This is a genomic window from Nitratireductor sp. ATLC21 (assembly GCF_057196525.1).
Window position 1 is genome coordinate 1,325,243 of record NZ_JBXUOU010000002.1, and the last position, 19,257, is coordinate 1,344,499.

Annotated in this window: 20 protein-coding genes; 6 read left to right on the forward strand and 14 right to left on the reverse strand. The window is 59.4% G+C overall.

Annotated features, from left to right (window positions below):
• Positions 1–225: 225 nt before the first annotated feature.
• Positions 226–837, reverse strand: a complete 612-nt coding sequence (locus AC2CHD_RS13865; RefSeq protein ID WP_484554145.1) for an LOG family protein — start codon at positions 835–837, stop codon at positions 226–228.
• 110 nt (positions 838–947) lie between these two features.
• Here AC2CHD_RS13865 and AC2CHD_RS13870 point away from each other — a divergent pair, with 110 nt between their 5' ends.
• From AC2CHD_RS13870 to pssA, 5 genes are all read left to right on the forward strand, one after another.
• Positions 948–2,432 (forward strand): LysM peptidoglycan-binding domain-containing protein, encoded by a 1,485-nt coding sequence (locus tag AC2CHD_RS13870; RefSeq protein WP_484554146.1) that lies wholly within the window; start codon positions 948–950, stop codon positions 2,430–2,432.
• A 123-nt stretch (positions 2,433–2,555) separates the two neighbouring features.
• Positions 2,556–2,873 carry an ArsR/SmtB family transcription factor gene (locus AC2CHD_RS13875; protein ID WP_229447373.1) on the forward strand — a complete coding sequence of 106 codons (318 nt, stop codon included), beginning with the start codon at positions 2,556–2,558 and terminating at the stop codon, positions 2,871–2,873.
• Positions 2,863–4,740, forward strand: coding sequence for an ABCB family ABC transporter ATP-binding protein/permease (locus AC2CHD_RS13880; protein WP_484554147.1), 1,878 nt, complete (start codon positions 2,863–2,865; stop codon positions 4,738–4,740). Before AC2CHD_RS13875 ends, AC2CHD_RS13880 begins: the two co-directional genes overlap by 11 nt.
• A gap of 142 nt (positions 4,741–4,882) precedes the next feature.
• Positions 4,883–5,581, forward strand: a complete 699-nt coding sequence (locus tag AC2CHD_RS13885) for a phosphatidylserine decarboxylase (RefSeq protein ID WP_229447371.1) — start codon at positions 4,883–4,885, stop codon at positions 5,579–5,581.
• A complete protein-coding gene (pssA, locus tag AC2CHD_RS13890; RefSeq protein ID WP_229447370.1) occupies positions 5,581–6,405 on the forward strand; it encodes a CDP-diacylglycerol--serine O-phosphatidyltransferase in 825 nt (274 codons plus the stop codon). The genes AC2CHD_RS13885 and pssA overlap by 1 nt, the downstream gene beginning before the upstream one ends.
• Positions 6,406–6,415: 10 nt before the next feature.
• Here pssA and AC2CHD_RS13895 read toward each other — a convergent pair whose 3' ends face one another.
• The 13 genes from AC2CHD_RS13895 to AC2CHD_RS13955 all read right to left on the reverse strand — a co-directional run bounded on the left by AC2CHD_RS13895 (position 6,416) and on the right by AC2CHD_RS13955 (position 18,415).
• Positions 6,416–7,081 carry a 1-acyl-sn-glycerol-3-phosphate acyltransferase gene (locus tag AC2CHD_RS13895; protein WP_484554148.1) on the reverse strand — a complete coding sequence of 222 codons (666 nt, stop codon included), beginning with the start codon at positions 7,079–7,081 and terminating at the stop codon, positions 6,416–6,418.
• A 202-nt stretch (positions 7,082–7,283) separates the two neighbouring features.
• Entirely contained in the window at positions 7,284–8,033 is a 750-nt protein-coding gene (locus AC2CHD_RS13900) for an SDR family NAD(P)-dependent oxidoreductase (RefSeq protein ID WP_484554149.1), read from the reverse strand.
• The gene (gene purF / locus AC2CHD_RS13905) at positions 8,030–9,505 is read right to left on the reverse strand and encodes an amidophosphoribosyltransferase (protein WP_229447367.1); all 1,476 of its coding nucleotides are present in this window, start codon (positions 9,503–9,505) and stop codon (positions 8,030–8,032) included. Before purF ends, AC2CHD_RS13900 begins: the two co-directional genes overlap by 4 nt.
• A gap of 42 nt (positions 9,506–9,547) precedes the next feature.
• Positions 9,548–10,087 carry a CvpA family protein gene (locus AC2CHD_RS13910; RefSeq protein WP_229447366.1) on the reverse strand — a complete coding sequence of 180 codons (540 nt, stop codon included), beginning with the start codon at positions 10,085–10,087 and terminating at the stop codon, positions 9,548–9,550.
• A gap of 114 nt (positions 10,088–10,201) precedes the next feature.
• Positions 10,202–11,590, reverse strand: coding sequence for a DNA repair protein RadA (gene radA, locus AC2CHD_RS13915; RefSeq protein ID WP_484554150.1), 1,389 nt, complete (start codon positions 11,588–11,590; stop codon positions 10,202–10,204).
• On the reverse strand, positions 11,590–12,765 hold the full coding sequence (gene alr / locus AC2CHD_RS13920; protein WP_484554151.1) for an alanine racemase: 1,176 nt from the start codon (positions 12,763–12,765) through the stop codon (positions 11,590–11,592). The genes radA and alr overlap by 1 nt, the downstream gene beginning before the upstream one ends.
• 7 nt (positions 12,766–12,772) lie before the next feature.
• Complete coding sequence (locus AC2CHD_RS13925; protein WP_484554152.1) at positions 12,773–14,266, reverse strand: replicative DNA helicase; 1,494 nt, start codon at positions 14,264–14,266, stop codon at positions 12,773–12,775.
• A gap of 229 nt (positions 14,267–14,495) precedes the next feature.
• Positions 14,496–15,755, reverse strand: coding sequence for a cyclopropane fatty acid synthase (locus AC2CHD_RS13930; protein WP_229447362.1), 1,260 nt, complete (start codon positions 15,753–15,755; stop codon positions 14,496–14,498).
• A 44-nt stretch (positions 15,756–15,799) separates the two neighbouring features.
• Positions 15,800–16,084, reverse strand: coding sequence for a hypothetical protein (locus AC2CHD_RS13935; RefSeq protein ID WP_484554257.1), 285 nt, complete (start codon positions 16,082–16,084; stop codon positions 15,800–15,802).
• Positions 16,023–16,643 (reverse strand): 50S ribosomal protein L9, encoded by a 621-nt coding sequence (rplI, locus tag AC2CHD_RS13940; RefSeq protein WP_229447361.1) that lies wholly within the window; start codon positions 16,641–16,643, stop codon positions 16,023–16,025. Before rplI ends, AC2CHD_RS13935 begins: the two co-directional genes overlap by 62 nt.
• Before the next feature lie 203 nt (positions 16,644–16,846).
• Positions 16,847–17,095, reverse strand: coding sequence for a 30S ribosomal protein S18 (gene rpsR / locus AC2CHD_RS13945; protein WP_002963610.1), 249 nt, complete (start codon positions 17,093–17,095; stop codon positions 16,847–16,849).
• A complete protein-coding gene (gene rpsF, locus AC2CHD_RS13950) occupies positions 17,095–17,526 on the reverse strand; it encodes a 30S ribosomal protein S6 (protein WP_229448085.1) in 432 nt (143 codons plus the stop codon). The genes rpsR and rpsF overlap by 1 nt, the downstream gene beginning before the upstream one ends.
• A 250-nt stretch (positions 17,527–17,776) precedes the next feature.
• Positions 17,777–18,415 carry a hypothetical protein gene (locus AC2CHD_RS13955; protein WP_484554153.1) on the reverse strand — a complete coding sequence of 213 codons (639 nt, stop codon included), beginning with the start codon at positions 18,413–18,415 and terminating at the stop codon, positions 17,777–17,779.
• A gap of 106 nt (positions 18,416–18,521) precedes the next feature.
• Between AC2CHD_RS13955 and AC2CHD_RS13960 the strand changes: the two genes are divergently transcribed.
• Positions 18,522–19,190 (forward strand): helix-turn-helix transcriptional regulator, encoded by a 669-nt coding sequence (locus AC2CHD_RS13960; protein WP_484554154.1) that lies wholly within the window; start codon positions 18,522–18,524, stop codon positions 19,188–19,190.
• Positions 19,191–19,257 lie beyond the last annotated feature (67 nt).

Below are 19,257 nucleotides of genomic sequence, written 5' to 3' on the forward strand. Positions count from 1 at the left end.
CCCGTGATGTCTGGAAGGGGTGCGGCGGACATCGACGGGTCAGGGACGGCTGCGCGGAGCAAGCGGAACCGGGAACATAAAAAACAATCTGGCCCGGCAGTTGAATTGGGATGCACAAGCCCTACACCGCGCCATGAGAGCCAAGCAGCCCAGTGTTACAGTGACACGGCACTTGCGTAACGGGGCGATGACAATCCCTCGCAGCTGCAGGAAAGCTGTGGAGAATTAAAGCCGGTCGATGACCGCCTGGTCCTCACCATTGGTGGAAGCGCGCTGTTCAGCTGCTTGGAGAATAGCAGGAACGATGTCCCGAGCCTCATCCACCACAATGGGACGGACACGGTGGTCGGAATGCACAAAACCTTCCTGTTTCATATGATCGATCAGTGTCAGGAGGGGATTCCAGAACCCGCCTATATTGGCAAAGACCATGGGCTTGTCGTGTCGGGCAAGCTGGGCCCAGGTCATGATCTCGACAATTTCTTCCAACGTCCCGATGCCGCCCGGCAGGGCGACAAACGCGTCTGAGCGCTCGAACATGGTGTGCTTGCGCTGGTGCATGTCGTCGGTGACGATCAGTTCATCCAACTCCGCCAGATCGACCTCGTTGGCTTCACGGCGGATGAGGAATTTGGGAATAATGCCGGTTACCTTTCCTCCGGCGTCCATGGTGCCTCGGGCAACGGCGCCCATGATGCCCTTGGTTCCCGCACCATAGACAAGTCGAAGGCGCGCCTTCGCCAAATCGCGTCCCAGCGCAAGCCCCGCCTGAAAATACCGTTCATGGCGCCCATTGCTTGAACCGCAATAAACGCAAACCGACTCAATTTTGCTCATGCAATCATTGCTCATCCGGGCCACCATCGCGGTCAAGAGGGCGATGGCTTTTTCTTGTCGCTAACGCGAAAAAGCGTTACAGCCTTTCACAAAGGGACTATCGTGGGTTTATGGGCTTGACACCTTTAAAGGGGCTTCTTTTTCTCTCCGGCGCTGTCGTGGCGGGTCTCGGGGCAGCGTATGTTATGGGCGCTTTCGAGACCCAGGTGCCGCAACAGGCAGGTTTGTCATCGGCGCCGTCTCCTGAGCCGGATGCATCTTCAAAATCCGCCAAGCAGGATGCCGCGGGCACAGGCGCCGGCACAAAGGAAGCGCGCCTGGAAAGTGCGGACGATGACAAGGCGGAAAACAGGGCGTCTGACACCCTGAAGTCTGCACAGGAGATTGAACCGCCAACCTTCGACATTGTGCGAGTCGAACCGAACGGATCGATGGTTATCGCCGGCAAGGCAGCGCCCAACGCCCGGGTGGAGATCATTAATGGCGCGACGGTTCTTGGAACCACGACAAGCGGTCCTTCGGGTGATTTCGCAGCTGTGCTTGAAGAGCCCCTCGCGCCGGGCGACTACCAAATCGTTTTGCGGGCGACGACACCTGAAAATCTCGCCGCCACATCCGTCGAAACAGCAATCGTCACAGTGCCCGATAGTGAATCCGGGCAGGTGCTTGCCCTTGTCGATCAGCCAGGTGCGCCGAGCCGCCTGATCACGGTGCCTGAAGCCAAGACCACCGAAGAGGACAGGGCGCAGCTGGAAGTGAAAGAGGCGGCCGAAGCCACACCAGCAGACCAGGAAAAAGCGCTCCCGGAAGAAACGCCACAGGGCGAACCGGCGCCAGCCAACGTCCAGGCCATGAACCCGCCGACGGAAGAGACTGCGCCGGCAGCAGAACAAACATCACCGCCAGCGGCGAGCCCTCAAACCCCCTTCATCGAAGCGGTCGAGATTGACGGACGCCAGGTTTTCGTTGCCGGTGCTGCTCAGCCCGGCAGCACAATCCGTATTTACGTGAACCAGATTCTTCTGGGAGAAACGGTCACCACACCCAACGGACGCTTTCTGATCGAAGCCACCCGTGAACTCCCGACAGGTGACTATATTGTGCGTGCCGACATGCTGTCAGATGACGGCCGCACCGTCATTGCGCGCGCAGCCGTGCCCTTCACGCGGGCAGAGGGTGAGCAGGTGGCGGCGGTCGCTGCTGCGAATTCCGGTTCCCAGGTGCGCAACGATGTCTCCGATGAAAAGGACACTTCTTCTCCATCGACCGAGGCACCCAAGATCGGTGAGGAACAGACGGCAGCGCCCGACGCTGCTGCTTCCGGCCCCGACGAGACGACGGCACCAAAGCTTGCTCCGGCCGATGGTTCCGTGATTATCCGGCGCGGCGATACGCTCTGGCATATTTCCCGGCGGGTCTATGGTCGTGGCATTCGATACACCACGCTCTATCTTGCCAATCAGGATCAGATCGAAGACCCCGACCGCATCTGGCCGGGCCAGGTTTTCGCCGTTCCAGAGAGCACAGAGGAAGGGGAAGCCGCCGATATGGATGCCATCGAAGATCAGGCGGTCAAACCGGAAAGCTCAAACTAGCCGGCAACAAAATTCTCGCAGGTCTTGAAAGTCCTGGCCCTTTCATCGTATATCGCCGATAAACGATGAAAGGGCCAGGCCATGCGGCGAGCAATGCCGGATACGTGCTGCGCGCATCACACCATGACGAAGGGGTTGAATGCGCTGTCTCACCCCGCGCGCATAGAGATACTCAAGCATCTTTCCGGCTATCACGCGTGCTGCTGCAAGGATGTGGTAAAGCATCTTCATCTCGCCCAGTCCACGGTATCCCAGCATCTGAAAGTGCTCGTGGATGCAGGTCTCGTGCATGTGCGTCCAGAGCGCCAGAGTTCGCGCTACGAGGTTGATACAGAAGCTCTTCAGAGCCTGACCGGATCCCTGGCTCGTCTCACGCAGACCTGTATCGATGCCAAGAAAAGCAGAGAATCAAACCACGAGGCCGAAGCGAATGAGCAGTAAAACCGTATCCGCTGAGGGCTCGACCTTCCAGACCCTGCGCAATCTCTGGCCCTATATGTGGCCGTCTCATCGGGCGGATTTGAAACGGCGTGTCGTTATAGCCGCGTTTTTCCTGGTGCTTGCCAAGGTCATTCTGGTTTTTGTGCCCTATTTCTACAAATGGGCCACAAATGCACTTTCCGGGGAAGGTGAGGCACCCGGCTTTCTGCCCGCCATTCTGGCCGGGCCGATCATGTTGGTCGTGGCCTACAATGTCGTGCGTGTCGTTCAACTTGGTTTCAACCAATTGCGCGATGCGCTCTTTGCAAGTGTGGGGCAGCATGCCGTACGCCAGCTTGCTCACCGCACCTTCGTTCACATGCATCAGTTGTCGCTTCGCTTTCATCTCGAGCGGCGCACGGGCGGGCTGTCACGCATCATCGAGCGCGGCACCAAGGGTATCGACACGATCGTCCGGTTCACGATTCTGAACTCGATTCCCACGGTTCTCGAATTCGTTCTCGCTGCAGGCATTTTCGCATTCGCCTATGGCTGGGTCTACGTTGCGATCATTGCCGTTACGGTCTGGCTCTACACCTGGTTCACGATCCGAGCGAGTGACTGGCGTATCGGAATTCGTCGGCAGATGAACGACTCCGACACCGACGCCAACACGAAGGCGATCGATTCCCTGCTCAATTTTGAAACGGTGAAGTACTTCAACAATGAAGCCATGGAAGCCCGGCGTTTCGACCGGTCGATGGCGCGCTACGAGGACGCAGCCACCCGCACCTGGACATCTCTGGGCTGGCTCAATTTCGGCCAGGGCGTCATTCTGGGCCTTGGAATGACAGCCGCCATGGGACTGTCTGCCTACGAAGTGATGCGCGGCACGCAGACGGTGGGTGATTTCGTCTTCATCAACGCCATGCTGATGCAGCTTTCCATTCCGCTGAATTTCATTGGTTTTGTCTACCGTGAAATCCGCCAGGGTCTGACCGACATCGAGCAGATGTTCGATCTTCTCGATGTTCAGGCCGAGGTCACCGACAAGCCCGATGCAAAGACGCTTGCGGTTGAGAAGGGCGACGTACGCTTCGCGAATGTGCGCTTTTCCTATGATCCTGAACGGCCCATCCTCAAAGGCATAAGCTTCGAAATTCCGGCCGGGAGGACTGTCGCGGTTGTTGGCCCTTCGGGGGCAGGGAAATCCACCATCTCACGCCTTCTTTTCCGCTTCTACGATGCCCAGAGCGGCGAGATCACGATCGATGGACAGAATGTGAAGGACGTGACGCAGGAGAGCCTGCGTGCGGCTATCGGGATGGTTCCGCAGGATACGGTGCTCTTCAACGACACCATAGCCTACAATATTCGTTACGGCAGGCCTGACGCCACCGATGAAGAGGTGCGCAAGGCAGCCGAGTTGGCGCAGATCGGTTCCTTCATCGAGAGTTTGCCGGAGGGTTATGACACGATGGTCGGTGAGCGCGGGCTGAAGCTTTCTGGCGGTGAAAAGCAGCGTGTCGCCATTGCCCGCACGATCCTCAAGGCACCGCCCATCCTCTTGCTCGACGAAGCCACGTCAGCCTTGGATACGCATACGGAGCAGGAAATACAGACCGCGCTTGACACGGTCAGCCGTGGCCGCACCACATTGGTGATTGCGCACCGGCTTTCGACGGTGATCAATGCAGATGAGATCATTGTGTTGAAAGGCGGAGAAATCGCCGAACGGGGTCGCCATGGCGACCTTCTCGCGGCAGGCGGCCTGTATGCCGAAATGTGGAACAGGCAGCGTGAAGCCACCGAAGCCGAGGAGCGTCTGCGCAAGGCGCGAGAGACGGATGAAATGGGCGTGGTGGTCCGCCGGCAACCGGCATATTGATGACATCTGCACTGCATTCTGAAACGCAGCGCAAACGCACACAGATGTTGGAAACGCGCCGTCAGGCCGGTTGATGCGTTGCGGGAGAACCCGGATTCCGTTACCAAGGCGGCACATTCATTCAGTTTGAAAGTGGCCGCCGATGAGCCTGATTGACACGATCCGCAACACGCTGGTGCCGATCCACCGCGAAGGGTATCCCTTTATTGCGGCTTTCGCCGGCGCAACCATTGTCCTGGGGTTGATCTGGGGGCCGTTGTTCTGGATCGGTCTGATACTCACTGCCTGGTGCGTCTATTTCTACCGCGACCCTGAGCGGGTGACCCCCGTCGACGACAATTTGGTGATCGCACCGGCCGATGGGGTGGTGTCCTTCGTAGGCCCTGCAGTCCCGCCGCCCGAGCTCGGGATGGGCGAGGGGGAGATGACCCGTATCTCCGTTTTCATGAATGTCTTCTCTTGCCACATCAACCGCGCGCCAGTGCGGGGCCGCATTTCCCTGATCGAGCATCGACCGGGCCGGTTTCTCAACGCCGAACTCGACAAGGCGAGCAGCGAGAACGAGCGCAATGGCCTTGTGATCGAAAGTCCGCACGGCCCGGTTCCTGTTGTGCAGATCGCCGGCCTCGTGGCGAGGCGTATTGTTTGCTGGGCGGAGGCGCCCGGCCAGATCACCGTAGGAGAGCGCTTCGGCCTTATCCGTTTCGGATCCCGCGTCGACGTTTACCTACCGCACGGTGCAGTCCCCCGTGTGGCGGTCGGACAGACCGCAGTGGGAGGAGAGACCGTTATCGCGGCTTTCGGAGCTGATCTGAAACAGCCCATCGTCAGGGTTTCCTGATGGCAGGCCCCTTTCCACCATTCGAGCCGCATGGCGGGGGCGGGCCGAAACTTAGTGAAATTCCGTTGCGCATGCTGGTGCCGAACGTCATAACCGTTCTGGCAATTTGCGCTGGGCTTTCCGGTATACGACTGGCCTTTGAGCACCGCGTCGAAACAGCAGTGGTCATGGTTCTGATCGCGGCTTTTCTGGACGCGGTGGACGGGCGTGTGGCGCGCATGCTCAAGGCCTCATCGAAATTTGGCGCGCAAATGGATTCACTCGCCGATATCGTGAATTTCGGCGTCGCGCCGGCGCTTGTCCTTTACGCCTACGTTCTGGACAGGGCTGGCGCACTCGGCTGGATTGCAGCACTGCTGTTTGCTATTGCCTGTTGTCTGCGGCTTGCCCGGTTCAATGTGATGCTTGAGGATCCCGATCGGCCTGCTTGGCACACGGATTATTTTGTTGGAGTTCCCGCTCCAGCCGGAGCGGCGCTTGTGCTCCTGCCGGTTTACCTGGGCTTTTTGGGCATTGCGCCGGATACCACCATGGCCTTTGCCGCTTCAGCCTATACTGTTCTGATCGGCTTTTTGTTGGTCAGCCGCTTGCCAGTCTATTCGGGAAAGAGCTCCGGGAGCCGTGTCCCGCGCGAATATGTTCTTCCACTGATTCTGGGATTGGCGCTCTACGTACTTCTTCTCACCAGCTTCACCTGGATGACGCTTACAGTCTCAGCCCTCGGCTATCTGGTCTTCCTTGTCTTCAGCATGCGGGCCTATGCCCGCCGCGCGGAACTGGAAGACAAAAAGGCGGCAGAAGAAGCCGGCGAAGAGCAGATATAATCCTGTAGGATCAGGCCTCACTCGTCGAATCCGAGGCGCCGCGCACCTCGATCATCCGGCCAAACAAGGCTTCGGAAGCGCGCATGTCTTCGCGGCCGGAGCGTGCAATCAGGGCCTCGATTGTCATCGGGGGCAGGGTGCGCACGTGGCGCGCGGGCACGAGCCCGCGCCGTTCCATATAGACAGGAACCACATGTGCCTCTGCCTTGAGCGCAATGCGCGCGACGGCACGAAACAGGCGAAACGTCTTGGTGTCCGGTTCCGTCTCGTCCGGCATGTAGACGGCAAGCCGTCCATTGCCTTTGAGGCGGCGTACGAGCCTGCGGCTGACAAAGACATGATGCGCGTTGAAGGCGATTGTACGCGCGAGCGCACGCCAGGGTTCGAGGAAGGGTGACTTCGCCGATGCTTCGTCCAGAATATGCAGTGTGTCGTCCGGCAACAGCGCAAGCATCGTTGCAGGGTCGAGGCTGGACTGATGCCACACGGCATAGATGACCGGTGTGTCGGCCTTTCGCGCCGCATCGATCTCACGATCGCTTATGCGAAACAGAAGTTTCAAAGGCGCATGCAAGGCCGCCTGATGAAAGCTGACACCGCGCCGATACTGGACGATGCCTGCCATGACGGCCCACACCGCCAGGACAAGCAGCACGAATTCGATGATCAGTATCATGCCGCATCTCCCAATCGCCGGTCCTCTGCCCTTGGGTGCAGCCCGGCATCATTCTCAATCTTCGGACAGTTGCGTCCAAGACGCAGATCTTTCCGCAGCCCCTCGCGGCGCGGCCTCTTCGTCCGCTGCCGCGTGGAAAGGTAACGAAAGCGTTCCGCAGGTCAATCGTGAAGTCTGGTTTGAAACCGCGCCTGCATTCGCTTCATTGAGGCATCTGGTAGCGGGTGAAACGGCTTTTCCTCACATCGAAGATGAGTCCCGTTTCCGTCAATGCAGGGCTCGCAAGCGGCAGGATTTTAGCGGCCACTTCAGAGGGGTGCGGCAATGTCTCGGGGTCCTCGCCTGGCATGGCTTGAGCGCGCATGGCCGTTCGCGTTGCACCCGGGTTTACCGAATTGACCCGCAGCGGCATGTTTTTTGTTTCATCGGCCCAGGAGCGCGCCATTGCCTCCACGGCGGCCTTGGAGGCCGCATAGGGACCCCAGAATGCGCGCGCGGAATGTGCCGCTCCCGACGACATCACGATCGCGCGCCCCGCGTCTGAAGCACGCAGCAGCGGATCCACCGATCTGATCAAACGCCATGTGCCGGTCACGTTGATGTTCATGACTTTCTCGAAGACCTTGGCCTCGACATGGCCCAGCGGCGCGATCACACCGAGAATGCTGGCGTTGGCGACCAGGATATCCAGTTTGCCCCAACGCTCATGGATGGCGCCGCCAATACGGTCGATACCGGCCATGTCGGTCAGGTCAAGCGGAACAAGTGTGGCTTCGCCGCCTGCAGCCTTGATTTCATCGTCGAGTTCTTCAAGACCGCCAACGGTACGCGCCACGGCAATGACATGCGCGCCACAGGCTGCAAGTTCCTTTGCAAGAAAATAGCCGATGCCGCGGGATGCGCCGGTGACAAGAGCCAGCCGGCCTTTCAGGTCTGGTTTTTTGTCTGTCATTGACCGCCTGCTGCGAGAAGGGAAAGCGTGCGCACATTGTCTGTGCTCTCGTGATCGGTCAACCGCGTCGGGTAGTCCTTGGTGAAGCAGGCGTCGCAATATTGCGGCTGCTCTGAATTGCGAGCCGCCTCGCCAACGGCGCGGTAGAGCCCGTCAATCGTCAGGAAGGCGAGCGAATCGACACGAATGAACTCCGCCATTTCCTCGATCGACATGCGCGATGCCAGAAGTTTTGTGGCTTCCGGCGTATCCACCCCGTAGAAGCAGGGCGAACGCGTGGGCGGGGAGGCGATGCGCATATGCACTTCGGCTGCGCCCGCATCGCGCACCATCTGCACGATTTTCTGGCTCGTGGTTCCGCGCACGATGGAATCATCCACCAGCACGACCCGCTTGCCTTCGATGCACCGGCGATTAGCGTTGTGCTTCAGCTTCACACCCATGTGACGGATGGAATCGGTCGGCTGAATGAAGGTGCGCCCCACATAGTGATTGCGGATGATGCCAAGTTCGAAGGGGAGGCCGGCTGCTTGCGCATAGCCAATGGCGGCAGGCGTGCCTGAGTCGGGAACCGGAACGACAATATCGGCTTCTACCGGCATCTCGCGCGCAAGCTCGGCACCGATTTCCTTGCGCACCTCGTAGACGTTGCGTCCTTCGACAAGAGAATCGGGGCGCGCGAAATAAACGTACTCGAAGATGCAGAAGCGCGGTTTCTCCTTTGACTCGAAGGGGAAGAAGCTTTCGATGCCCTTTTCGGTCACGACCACCATCTCGCCCGGCTTCAAATCCCGCACGAAACGTGCGCCGATAATGTCGAGCGCGCAGGTCTCTGAGGCCAGGATGTAAGCGCCGTCGAGATCGCCCAGAACCAGCGGGCGGATGCCCAGCGGGTCGCGGCAGCCGATCATCTTCTTTGAGGTTAGCGCAACAATCGAAAACGCGCCCTCAATTTGCCGCACCGCCTCGATGAACCGCGTGTTGGTGTCGCGCTCCTTGCTGGTGGCGACCAGGTGCAGAACGGTCTCGGTGTCGGAGGTGGACGAGAAAATCGCCCCTTCCTTTTGCAGCTTGCGCTGAACAGTCATTGCGTTGGTGATGTTGCCATTGTGGGCGATCGCAAGACCACCATCCGACAATTCGGCAAAGAAGGGCTGAACGTTCCGCAGGCCCGAGCCGCCGGTGGTGGCGTAGCGCGTATGGCCGATGGCGCGGCTTCCGTTCAGGCGGTCAAGGACCGATTGTTTGGTAAACGTGTCGCCGATCAGGCCGATATGGCGCTCGACATGGAACTGAGAACCATCAAAAGAAACGATGCCGGCTGCTTCCTGTCCGCGGTGCTGCAGGGCGTGCAGGCCAAGCGTTACGATCGCCGCCGCGTCACTGCGCCCGAATATACCAAAGACGCCGCATTCATCATGAAAATGGTCGTCCGCTTCGCCTGCGAGAGGCAAATTGTCTTCCAGTGCCATTTCTGGCCGCCCTTTCATTGTGACACAGACGGCCCGTGACCGTCAGTTTGCGGTTTCGCCCTCGCCGGATACCCCATCGGTCAGGCGGTCGAAAACCGAATTGTCCGGATCATCCGGAAGCATTCCTTGGATCCATTGGCCCACGCCATCCAACAGCGGGCGGGACTTGGCTTCCGCTACCCAGCTGGGCGGGTTCGCACCCATCAGCCAGTTGAGAAACAGCAACGCAACAGCCACCACCAGAATACCGCGTGCGGCACCGTAGAGGAAGCCGAGCGTGCGGTCGAGCGCGCCGATGCGCGAATCGATGATGAAATCCGCGATCTTCATCGTGATGATCGTCACCACGATCAGTGCAATGAGGAACACGACCGCTGCAGCTACCGCCAGAGCCAACATATCGTTGCTGATATAGGGCGTGACGTAGGGAAGAACCAGAGAATGAAAATAATAGGCTGCCACGGCGGCTGCAGCCCATGATGCGATCGACAACACTTCGCGTGAAAAACCACGCACCATGGCCAACATGGCCGAAACGAGCGTGAAGCCGACAAGAATTCCGTCAAGCAACGTGATTGGCATTGTCACCCCTACTCCTTTGGCAGATAGGATGCCCCCGCAAGGTCATTGTCTTCGTCTTTCGGGCCACTGTGCCGCCAATCGATCTGTTCAAACCGCCCCGCCAGGCCGCCCCAGCTACTCCGCCTTGGAGCCCGCAATCCGAGCCACAAGTTCGGCCAGCGCTTCAGGGCGTGCGGACCGCGATGCTATCGCGCCCGATCCGTCTTCATTACCCGGCGGCATGACCGCTTGAGCAAAACCGAGCTTCTCGGCTTCCTTGAGACGGCTCGCTGCATGTGCAACGGGTCTGACAGCGCCCGAAAGGCTGATTTCGCCGAAATAGACGCAATCGGCGGGCAGGGCAAGCCCGGTGAGCGAGGATACCAGAGCCGCTGCAACCGCAAGATCCGCCGCAGGCTCTGAAATCCGGTAGCCGCCCGCCACATTCAGATACACATCATGGGTCGCGAAACGCACCCTGCAATGCGCCTCAAGAACGGCCAAGACCATGGAAAGTCTGGCAGAATCCCATCCGACCACGGCGCGGCGCGGTGTGCCGAGCGGGGAGGGCGCGACAAGCGCCTGGATTTCCACAAGAACCGGCCTTGTCCCCTCCATGCCGGCAAATACGGCAGCGCCCGGCGCAGCGGCGCTTCGCTCCCCCAGAAATAGCTCCGAGGGGTTGGACACTTCGCGCAGCCCCTTGTCGCCCATTTCGAACACGCCGATCTCGTCGGTTGGGCCAAAGCGGTTTTTGACCGTGCGCAGAATGCGATAGTGATGGCCGCCTTCACCTTCGAAATAGAGAACGCCATCGACCATGTGTTCAACCACGCGTGGGCCTGCGATCTGGCCTTCCTTTGTTACGTGCCCTACCAGAACCACGGCTGCGCCTGTTGATTTTGCGTAGCGGATCATGGCCTGCGCCGACGCGCGCACCTGTGTCACCGTGCCGGGCGCAGAATCGGCCAAATCGGTCCAAAGCGTCTGTATGGAATCCAGGATGACGAGATCGGGCCGCTTGCCGTCCTCGATCGTGGCCAGAATGTCCTCGACATTGGTCTCTGCGGCCAGTTCCACCGGCTGTTGTGCCACGTCAAGACGCTGGGCTCGCAGGCGGATCTGGGCGACCGCCTCTTCGCCTGATACATAGACGATGCGGTGCCCACGCGCGGCAAGGGCAGCCGCCGCCTGCGTCAGAAGGGTGGACTTGCCAATGCCGGGGTCTCCTCCCACGAGGAGCGCGGAACCGCGAACAAATCCTCCACCCGTGACGCGGTCGAGCTCACCGATCCCCGTCGTGATTCGCGGCGCATCCTCGATCTCGCCGGAAAGCGTGGTCAGCGCCACCGCGCGTCCCTTGCGCGCTTTGCGCGAGGCCGCCTGTGGGCCAGAGCCAATTCCACTAGAGGTGCCTTCCTCGATGAGCGTGTTCCAGGCGCCGCAACCATCGCACTTGCCTGCCCAGCGCGCGTGCACCGTACCGCAGTTCTGGCAGATGAACTGAACGCGTGCGCGGGCCATCAGACGGGACCTCCACCACCTAGATAGTGGCGCTCGAACCGATGCCCCAGAGACGTCAGAAGCTCATACGAGATCGTGCCGCACGCGGAAGCAAGTTCGTCCACCGGAACATTGGGACCCATGAGCTCAATGAAATCGCCCACTTGCAAGGCATCCGGCCCGAGATCCGTGACATCAAACAGTGTGATATCCATGGTGACACGCCCGAGGACGGGCACGCGTCTCCCTCCTACGAAGCCGTGGGCGCCTTCCGGCACAGCGAAACGCAAGGGCACACCAGCTCCAGAGCCTGACCGATGATAGCCGTCCGCATAACCGGTGGCGGTCACCGCAATGCGCGTGTCGCGGCTGAGCGGCGTGGCGCCATAGCTGACTGTCCCTCCGACCGGCACATGACGCAATTGTGCGATACGGGCATGCACGCTTGCTACAGACCGCATCGGGTTGGTGGTACCGCTCACAGGATTGCTGCCATAGAGAGCGACACCGGGCCGTGTCACGTCGCAAAGAAACTCGCCGCCCAAAAATATCCCTGCGGAGTTTGCCAAACTTGATTCAGCATCTGGAAAAAGTGCGCAAAGTGCCTGAAATGATTCGAGTTGTTGCCGGTTCATCGGGTGATCGGGCGAATCTGCGCAGGCCAGGTGACTGATGATCAGGCGTGGCGTCAGTGCGCCGGTCAGGGCGTTTTCCTGTGCCAGAACATTCGCTCGTTCGGCGGAAAGTCCGAGCCGGTTCATTCCTGTCTCGAGGTGCAGAGCACAGGGGCGCGGTGTTTCCCCATCATCCCAGCCATGCGCCTCCCAGATTGCCAAATCCGATTGGGAGTTCAAAACCGGCAGAAGCCGTCCTTCACGGTAGAAAGAGGCTGCCTCAGGACTGAACAGACCATTGAAGACATAAATGTCGGCTTCTGGAGCCGATGCACGAACAGCAAGTCCTTCTTCGGGGAGGGCGACGAAGAACTTTCGGCACCCTTCGGCGACCAAAGCTTCGACCACCGGACCCGTTCCGAGCCCATAGGCGTCCGCCTTCACGACGGCGCCAGCCTCTGCCGGTGTCGATTGTTCCGCCAGGAACCTGTAATTGGCCGCGAGCGCATCGAGGTCGACCGTAAAGCGGCCCCCGGCCACACGGGGGTCGGCGCCGCGCAGATGCGGATCGGAATGAGTCATATCGCCGTTACTCAAAACGCTCGGGCATGCGGTCCTCTTCGGCAAGGTCCGAGAAGCGGGTAAATTCGCCCTGGAAGGCAAGCTGCACGGTGCCTGTCGGGCCGTGACGCTGCTTGGCAATGATCACTTCGGCCTTCCCGCGCACTTCGTTCATCTCGGCTTCCCACTGAAGATACTCCTCGGTGCCGGGCTTCGGTTCCTTGTTCTTCAGATAGTACTCGTCACGATAAACAAAAAGCACGACGTCGGCGTCCTGCTCGATGGAGCCCGATTCGCGCAGGTCGGCAAGCTGCGGGCGCTTGTCGTCGCGCGCTTCCACCTGGCGCGAGAGCTGAGAGAGCGCGATGATCGGCACGGAAAGCTCTTTGGCGAGTGCCTTCAGGCCCGTCGTGATCTCGGTGATTTCCTGCACGCGGTTCTGAGCGGATTTTGCTGAAGAGCCCTGCATAAGCTGTACATAGTCGATGATAATGACATCGAGGCCCCGCTGACGCTTGAGACGCCTTGCACGGGCCGCGAGCTGGGCGATCGAGATGCCACCGGTCTGATCGATGAACAGCGGGATCTTTTGCATGGTCTGGGCGCAGGCAACCAGCTTCTCGAAATCGCTTTCCGTGATCTCACCGCGTCGGATCTTGGAGGAGGGGATTTCGGTCTGCTCGGAAATGATACGGGTAGCGAGCTGCTCGGACGACATTTCCAGAGAGAAGAAACCGACGACCCCGCCATTCGCAGCGGCAAAGGAGCCATCTGCCTGCTGGGAAGGCTCATAGGCTGCGGCGATGTTGAAAGCGATGTTGGTCACAAGCGAGGTCTTGCCCATGGCGGGACGGCCGGCGAGGATGATGAGATCCGAAGGCTGGAGCCCGCCCATACGCGCGTCGAGGTCGCGCAGGCCCGTGGAAATGCCCGAGAGATGCCCATCGCGCATGAAAGCGGCATTTGCCATGTCCACGGCGATCTTTGTGGCATCGCCAAAGCTCTCGAAGCCACCATCATAGCGGCCGGTTTCCGCCAGTTCGAAAAGACGCCGCTCCGCATCCTCGATCTGCTTGTTCGGCGCCATATCCACCGGCGCATCATAGGCGATGTTCACCATGTCCTCGCCGACTGTGATCAGCGCGCGGCGGATGGCCAGGTCATAGATCGCCCGACCGTAGTCGGCGGCATTGATGATGGTCACAGCTTCCGCAGCCAGGCGTGCCAGATATTGAGCAACGGTCAATTCACCGACTTTTTCCTCGGCAGGCAAAAACGTCTTGATCGTTACGGGGTTGGCGGTCTTGCCCATACGGATGAGCTCGCCGGCAACCTCGAAGATCTTGCGGTGCAAGGGCTCATAAAAGTGGACAGGCTTTAGGAAATCGGACACGCGGTAAAGCGCGTCATTGTTCACCAAAATCGCGCCAAGCAGCGCCTGCTCGGCTTCGATGTTGTTTGGTGCTTCTCGATAAAGCTGGGTTTCCGCTGTCTCAAGTTTGCGGATTGCCGCCTCTGCCATTTGTTCTTAGTCCGGTATGATTGCGCCACATGTGCCCGGGCAAACAAAACACGAAGACCCGGAACCCCCAAAGAACTCTCGTACCCCCTCTTAGAGAAAGGTGAAAGCTCGGAGATGAAATGTGACCGCGATTCACAGTCTCAAGTGTCTCAGTTGTGGGCAACTGTCAGCATAGGCTTGACGGTGATCGCACTGCCGCCGGGGCCGAATCGGCCATCTTGCTGCAAGTCTATTCCGCTGCCTGGGTGAATTTCCCGGCTCGCTTTGCTGCAGCATCAGCGAGCTGCTTCTCGGTTTCTCCGATATACGTGCGGGTCAATGGCAAGGTCTCGCGCTTTTTGGTGAGCTGAATCTGAAACACAACCATTTCCTGCCACCGGAACGAGGCTTCGGAACCCGCCAGGTAGAATTCCCACATGCGAGCGAAGCGCTCATCGTAAATTTCAACCGCCTTCGCGCGGTTCTTCTGGAAGCGCGCCTGCCAGTGCTTCAGCGTCTCAGCATAGTGGAGGCGCAAAATCTCGACATCGGTGACAATCAGCCCGGACCTTTCGATTGCCGGCATGATCTCCGAGAGCGCCGGAATGTAACCTCCGGGAAAAATGTACTTGCGAATAAATGCATTGGTGGCGGCCGGCGGCGCAGAACGTCCAATCGTGTGCAGCAACATTACGCCGTCGTCTGCCAGAAGGCGTGCGCTCTGATCGAAGAAGGTTCGATAGTGGTTGATGCCCACATGCTCGAACATGCCCACGGAGACAATACGGTCGAATGGTCCCTTTAAAGAGCGATAATCGGCAATTTCGAAGCGCGCCTTGTCGGAAAGCTTTTGTTCGCGGGCACGGTCGTTGGCCACACGGTGCTGTTCTTCCGACAACGTTACGCCCAACACATTGGCATCGAACTGCCGTGCGATATCAAGGCCCAATCCGCCCCAGCCACAGCCGATGTCCAAAACCTTCTGTCCTGGCTCAAGGGCCAGCTTTGCCATGATATGTCGTTTCTTGGCCCTTTGAGCTTCCTCGAGTGAGACCTCGGGCGTTTCGAAATAGGCGCAGGAATACTGCATGTCCTCGTCAAGGAAGAGGCGGTAGAGCTCTTCGGACAAGTCGTAATGCCGATGCACATTGCGCTTGGCCCGCGCTGCGGTGTTCCATTGCTGAAGCCGGCGGAAAGGGTGCCGCAATGCTTCTCCCAGTTTCAGCAAGAAAAGCTCAGAGCCGGTTTCATCCATGTTGGAATAGACCAACTCAAGAAAGGAGAGAATATCACCTTCAATCAGGTCGATTTCGCCGTCCATATAGCGTTCGGGAACGGCCAGCATCGGATCTATGGCAATGGCACGCTCAGCGGCCTTGGTGCGAATCGCGATGTGGACCGGATCGCCGCTCCCATCACCAAAGACCTGCACATTCCCCGTCGCATCGGTGATCGACAGCTTTCCTTTGCGGACGAGGCGAGAAACGAACTTTTCCAGCAACCAGTTCATCGCATAACCCCCAAAAGTCTCGGGAGGCTGCAAGTATGAAACAATTATGTGAGCGTTGAAAAGGGGCCAGACAGTGTCAGGCCCTTGGTCAGTCGATTGCTCTTGCCGCTTCTTGCCATTGCTTGGCTAAAGAAACGCGGAAAATCTGGGCTCTGGCGATACGCATTTAAAGTATGCAAGCCAGCATCAAAACAATTGATCCGCGCAATGTCAGCTAACAAAAAAGCCGGGCGCTCGCGCCCGGCTTCCAGTCTTAAGAAGCGGTATTTATGCGTTTTCGTCGGTCTCTTCGGCTGCCGCCTCATCGCCCGCAGGAGCTTCATCTTCATACTCGGCTTCCGGATCGAAGAACTCGTCCGGACGCGCGCTGTCGTTGATGTCCTCACCGTAAATGGCTTCCGCCGAATCCAGCGTCTCGCCGCGTGCCTGGCGCTCGGCCTCGTCGCTCGAACGCGCAACGTTGAGCGTCACGGTGACCTCGACTTCCGGGTGAAGCGCGATTGCCACATTGATCAGGCCAATGGTCTTGATCGGCTGGTTGAGCTCGACCTGGCTGCGGCCGATCTTGAAGCCTTCATCGGCCAGGATCTCAACGATGTCGCGCGTGGCGACCGAACCGTAGAGCTGACCGGTCTCGGCGGCGGAGCGAACGACGACGAAGGACTTGCCGTCGAGCTTCTCTGCAACAGCCTCGGCTTCCTTCTTCTGTTCCAGATTGCGTGCTTCGAGTTCGACCCGCTGGCTCTCGAATTTCTTGCGGTTGGCTTCGTTCGCGCGCAGAGCCTTGCCCTTGGGCAGGAGGAAGTTGCGTGCGTAGCCGTCTTTGACCTTCACCACGTCGCCCATCTGGCCGAGCTTGGCGATACGCTCAAGGAGAATAACGTCCATCGTTTCTGTCCTTTGTCATCGGCGCCCTGCGCCGGAATTTCATAAAGGCAGGTCAGAAACGGAAATGCCGCTGTGCGGCACGAAAGTCGCTGTCCTGCCCATGGTGGCAGTTAGGGGCATCCGCCCCAACTCGGGATTTGAAAAGCCTCGACCGCGCCCGCCGCGGAGAGGGGGCGGGCGAAAAACCGCCCGCGCCGAAAGTCTTACTTCACCACGTAGGGCAGAAGGCCCAGAAAACGGGCGCGCTTGATGGCCTTGGCCAATTCGCGCTGCTTCTTCTGGCTGACGGCCGTGATGCGGGAGGGAACGATCTTGCCGCGCTCGGAAATGTAGCGCTGCAGGAGCTTCACGTCCTTGTAGTCGATCTTCGGTGCGTTGGCGCCGGAGAACGGGCAGGTCTTGCGGCGGCGGTGGAAAGGACGCCGCGTCGGGATCTGATTGATGTCGACCATTATTCGGAGCCTTCCTTGTTGCTGTCGCGGTCATGGTCACGGCGCGGGCCACGATCGTCACGGCGCGGGCCACGCGGGCCACGGTCGTCACGGCGCGGGCCACGGTCGTCGCGGCGCTGCATCATTGCGGAAGGGCCTTCCTCGTGCGCGTCGACGCGAACCGTCATGAAGCGCAGAATGTCTTCCGACAGACCCATCTGGCGCTCGACCTCCTTCACGGCCGCAGCCGGAGCGTCGATGTCCATGAGCGTGAAGTATGCCTTGCGGTTCTTCTTGATCCGGTAGGCGAGGGACTTCTGCCCCCAGTTTTCAACCCGGCCGACGGTGCCGCCACCAGCTTCGATCACACCCTTGTACTGTTCAACAAGGGCATCGATCTGCTGCTGCGAGAGATCCTGCCGGGCAAGGAACACGTGTTCGTAAAGTGCCATTGTCTTGCCTTTCTTCGTTTCCATCCACCGGCCCAGCGGCTAAGCCTCTGCGACTTGTCTTGTCCCCGAGGGGCCGAAGAAAAGCGCGTTGGACGGTCGAGAGCGGAGACACGGGAGGCGGAAGAACCTGTCTTCACAACGCACGCTTCCCTATATCGGGAAAAGCGCACGGCCCTCCGTTCAGCCCCCAGCTGAGACCGGCAGATCGCGCGCTTATACAGGTTTTCAACGAAGATGCAAGGCGACGGTTTCAGGCGAGCAGGTACCAGAAATCAAGGTCCAGGCTGGCCGGGTCGCTCAGATCGAGCAGCGGCTGGCAGACCGGGTGCCCGACATAGCCCTCGCACATGCGTTTTGTTTCACCCAGCGAACGTCCGAAAGTGACCTCGCAAAAGCGGTTTTCCGCATCTCGCCCGATGTAATGGAGCCTCGTATTGTCGGATTGGTCGAGATATTCGCTTTCGATCCGTTCCGAAATCGCGAGCACGTCCTGCTCACTCGCATTGCTGCCGTCAGCGATCTTGAAGGTTCCGAATTCAACGCAGGAAAACGCGTCTGGCGGGGATGCGATCTGCTTCAGTATCTGGTTGCGCGAAAGCCGGACGGTGCCGGGCTCCAGCAATACCATGAACGTCTTCGCGCTTTCTGCGTCGTCATAGGCTTTGAGCATCCCCTCGAAGCTCTGGTCATCACGGGCCAGAATGATGTCGGCAAAACCGCCGTTCAGATTGCCGAGAAACGCATGAAAGAGGATGCCGTCCTTCGGGCGCAGGAAGGTTTCCTGCCAGGCAAGGGCGGCTTCGATCAGGCGGGCCGTTTCCACGTCCGCGCGCTTGTTGTATCGGGCAAAGCCCATCACCCTCACAGGGCCTTCGGATTTTCTCAACATTGACTGTTTTCCTCTTGATAGGGGCAGCGGCTGCGGTCGGGCTTGCCGAACAGGCCGACGTGCCGTAGCTATCCCGAAGGATTGACAGTTTCTGTCAGGGTGGAGCATGCGCGCATCACGACTTTTCGGACTGCTTGAACAGTTGCGAATGCACCGCCAGCCGGTCAGCGCCGCCCAACTGGCAGAAACGCTGGGCGTTTCGGTCCGCACTGTCTACCGCGACATCGCCACGCTTCAGTCCATGGGGGCTCCCATCCGGGGCGAGGGCGGCGTCGGCTATCAGATCGAGCGCGGCTATTTCCTGCCTCCCCTGCACTTCGACGCCGATGAGCTCGACGCGATCACGCTTGGCATGCAGTTGATTTCAGCACGCGGCGATGGCGATCTGAAGCAGGCTGCCGCCCGTGTGGCCGCAAAGGTTGATGCAATAGCACCCGACGGTCAGCATGGGCGTGTGCGGCAAGGGGACATGATCGCATATTCAAGGGCGTCGGATGCACAGCGCCACCTGGCTGCCCTTCGCCGTGCGGTACGTGGGCGCCGGCGCCTTGAAATCGTCTATCTCGACCTGAAGGAGAAGAAGAGCACGCGCAGGGTCCGCCCGTTGGGGCTGACCGCATTCGACAATGTCTGGCTTTTAACTGTCTGGTGCGAGGAGCGTGATGACTTTCGCAACTTTCGCATTGATCGGCTGGTGACGGTCGCCGAAACCGGCGACCGCTTTGCGCCAGAGGCCGGCAGGGAGTTCAAGGACTACCTGAAAACCCTGCGATAGCGCATGTCTCCCGAAAGCGGGCACCGGTTTCGGGACAAAGACATGCGTCAAATCAAGAACCTAAAGC

Coding starts and splice junctions, on each gene's coding strand:
- AC2CHD_RS13865 (WP_484554145.1), bottom strand. CDS start 837: ATGAGCAAAATTGAGTCGGTTTGCGTTTATTGCGGTTCAAGCAATGGG.
- AC2CHD_RS13870 (WP_484554146.1), top strand. CDS start 948: ATGGGCTTGACACCTTTAAAGGGGCTTCTTTTTCTCTCCGGCGCTGTC.
- AC2CHD_RS13875 (WP_229447373.1), top strand. CDS start 2,556: ATGACGAAGGGGTTGAATGCGCTGTCTCACCCCGCGCGCATAGAGATA.
- AC2CHD_RS13880 (WP_484554147.1), top strand. CDS start 2,863: ATGAGCAGTAAAACCGTATCCGCTGAGGGCTCGACCTTCCAGACCCTG.
- AC2CHD_RS13885 (WP_229447371.1), top strand. CDS start 4,883: ATGAGCCTGATTGACACGATCCGCAACACGCTGGTGCCGATCCACCGC.
- pssA (WP_229447370.1), top strand. CDS start 5,581: ATGGCAGGCCCCTTTCCACCATTCGAGCCGCATGGCGGGGGCGGGCCG.
- AC2CHD_RS13895 (WP_484554148.1), bottom strand. CDS start 7,081: ATGATACTGATCATCGAATTCGTGCTGCTTGTCCTGGCGGTGTGGGCC.
- AC2CHD_RS13900 (WP_484554149.1), bottom strand. CDS start 8,033: ATGACAGACAAAAAACCAGACCTGAAAGGCCGGCTGGCTCTTGTCACC.
- purF (WP_229447367.1), bottom strand. CDS start 9,505: ATGGCACTGGAAGACAATTTGCCTCTCGCAGGCGAAGCGGACGACCAT.
- AC2CHD_RS13910 (WP_229447366.1), bottom strand. CDS start 10,087: ATGCCAATCACGTTGCTTGACGGAATTCTTGTCGGCTTCACGCTCGTT.
- radA (WP_484554150.1), bottom strand. CDS start 11,590: ATGGCCCGCGCACGCGTTCAGTTCATCTGCCAGAACTGCGGTACGGTG.
- alr (WP_484554151.1), bottom strand. CDS start 12,765: ATGACTCATTCCGATCCGCATCTGCGCGGCGCCGACCCCCGTGTGGCC.
- AC2CHD_RS13925 (WP_484554152.1), bottom strand. CDS start 14,266: ATGGCAGAGGCGGCAATCCGCAAACTTGAGACAGCGGAAACCCAGCTT.
- AC2CHD_RS13930 (WP_229447362.1), bottom strand. CDS start 15,755: ATGAACTGGTTGCTGGAAAAGTTCGTTTCTCGCCTCGTCCGCAAAGGA.
- AC2CHD_RS13935 (WP_484554257.1), bottom strand. CDS start 16,084: ATGAAGATGAAGCTCCTGCGGGCGATGAGGCGGCAGCCGAAGAGACCG.
- rplI (WP_229447361.1), bottom strand. CDS start 16,643: ATGGACGTTATTCTCCTTGAGCGTATCGCCAAGCTCGGCCAGATGGGC.
- rpsR (WP_002963610.1), bottom strand. CDS start 17,095: ATGGTCGACATCAATCAGATCCCGACGCGGCGTCCTTTCCACCGCCGC.
- rpsF (WP_229448085.1), bottom strand. CDS start 17,526: ATGGCACTTTACGAACACGTGTTCCTTGCCCGGCAGGATCTCTCGCAG.
- AC2CHD_RS13955 (WP_484554153.1), bottom strand. CDS start 18,415: ATGTTGAGAAAATCCGAAGGCCCTGTGAGGGTGATGGGCTTTGCCCGA.
- AC2CHD_RS13960 (WP_484554154.1), top strand. CDS start 18,522: ATGCGCGCATCACGACTTTTCGGACTGCTTGAACAGTTGCGAATGCAC.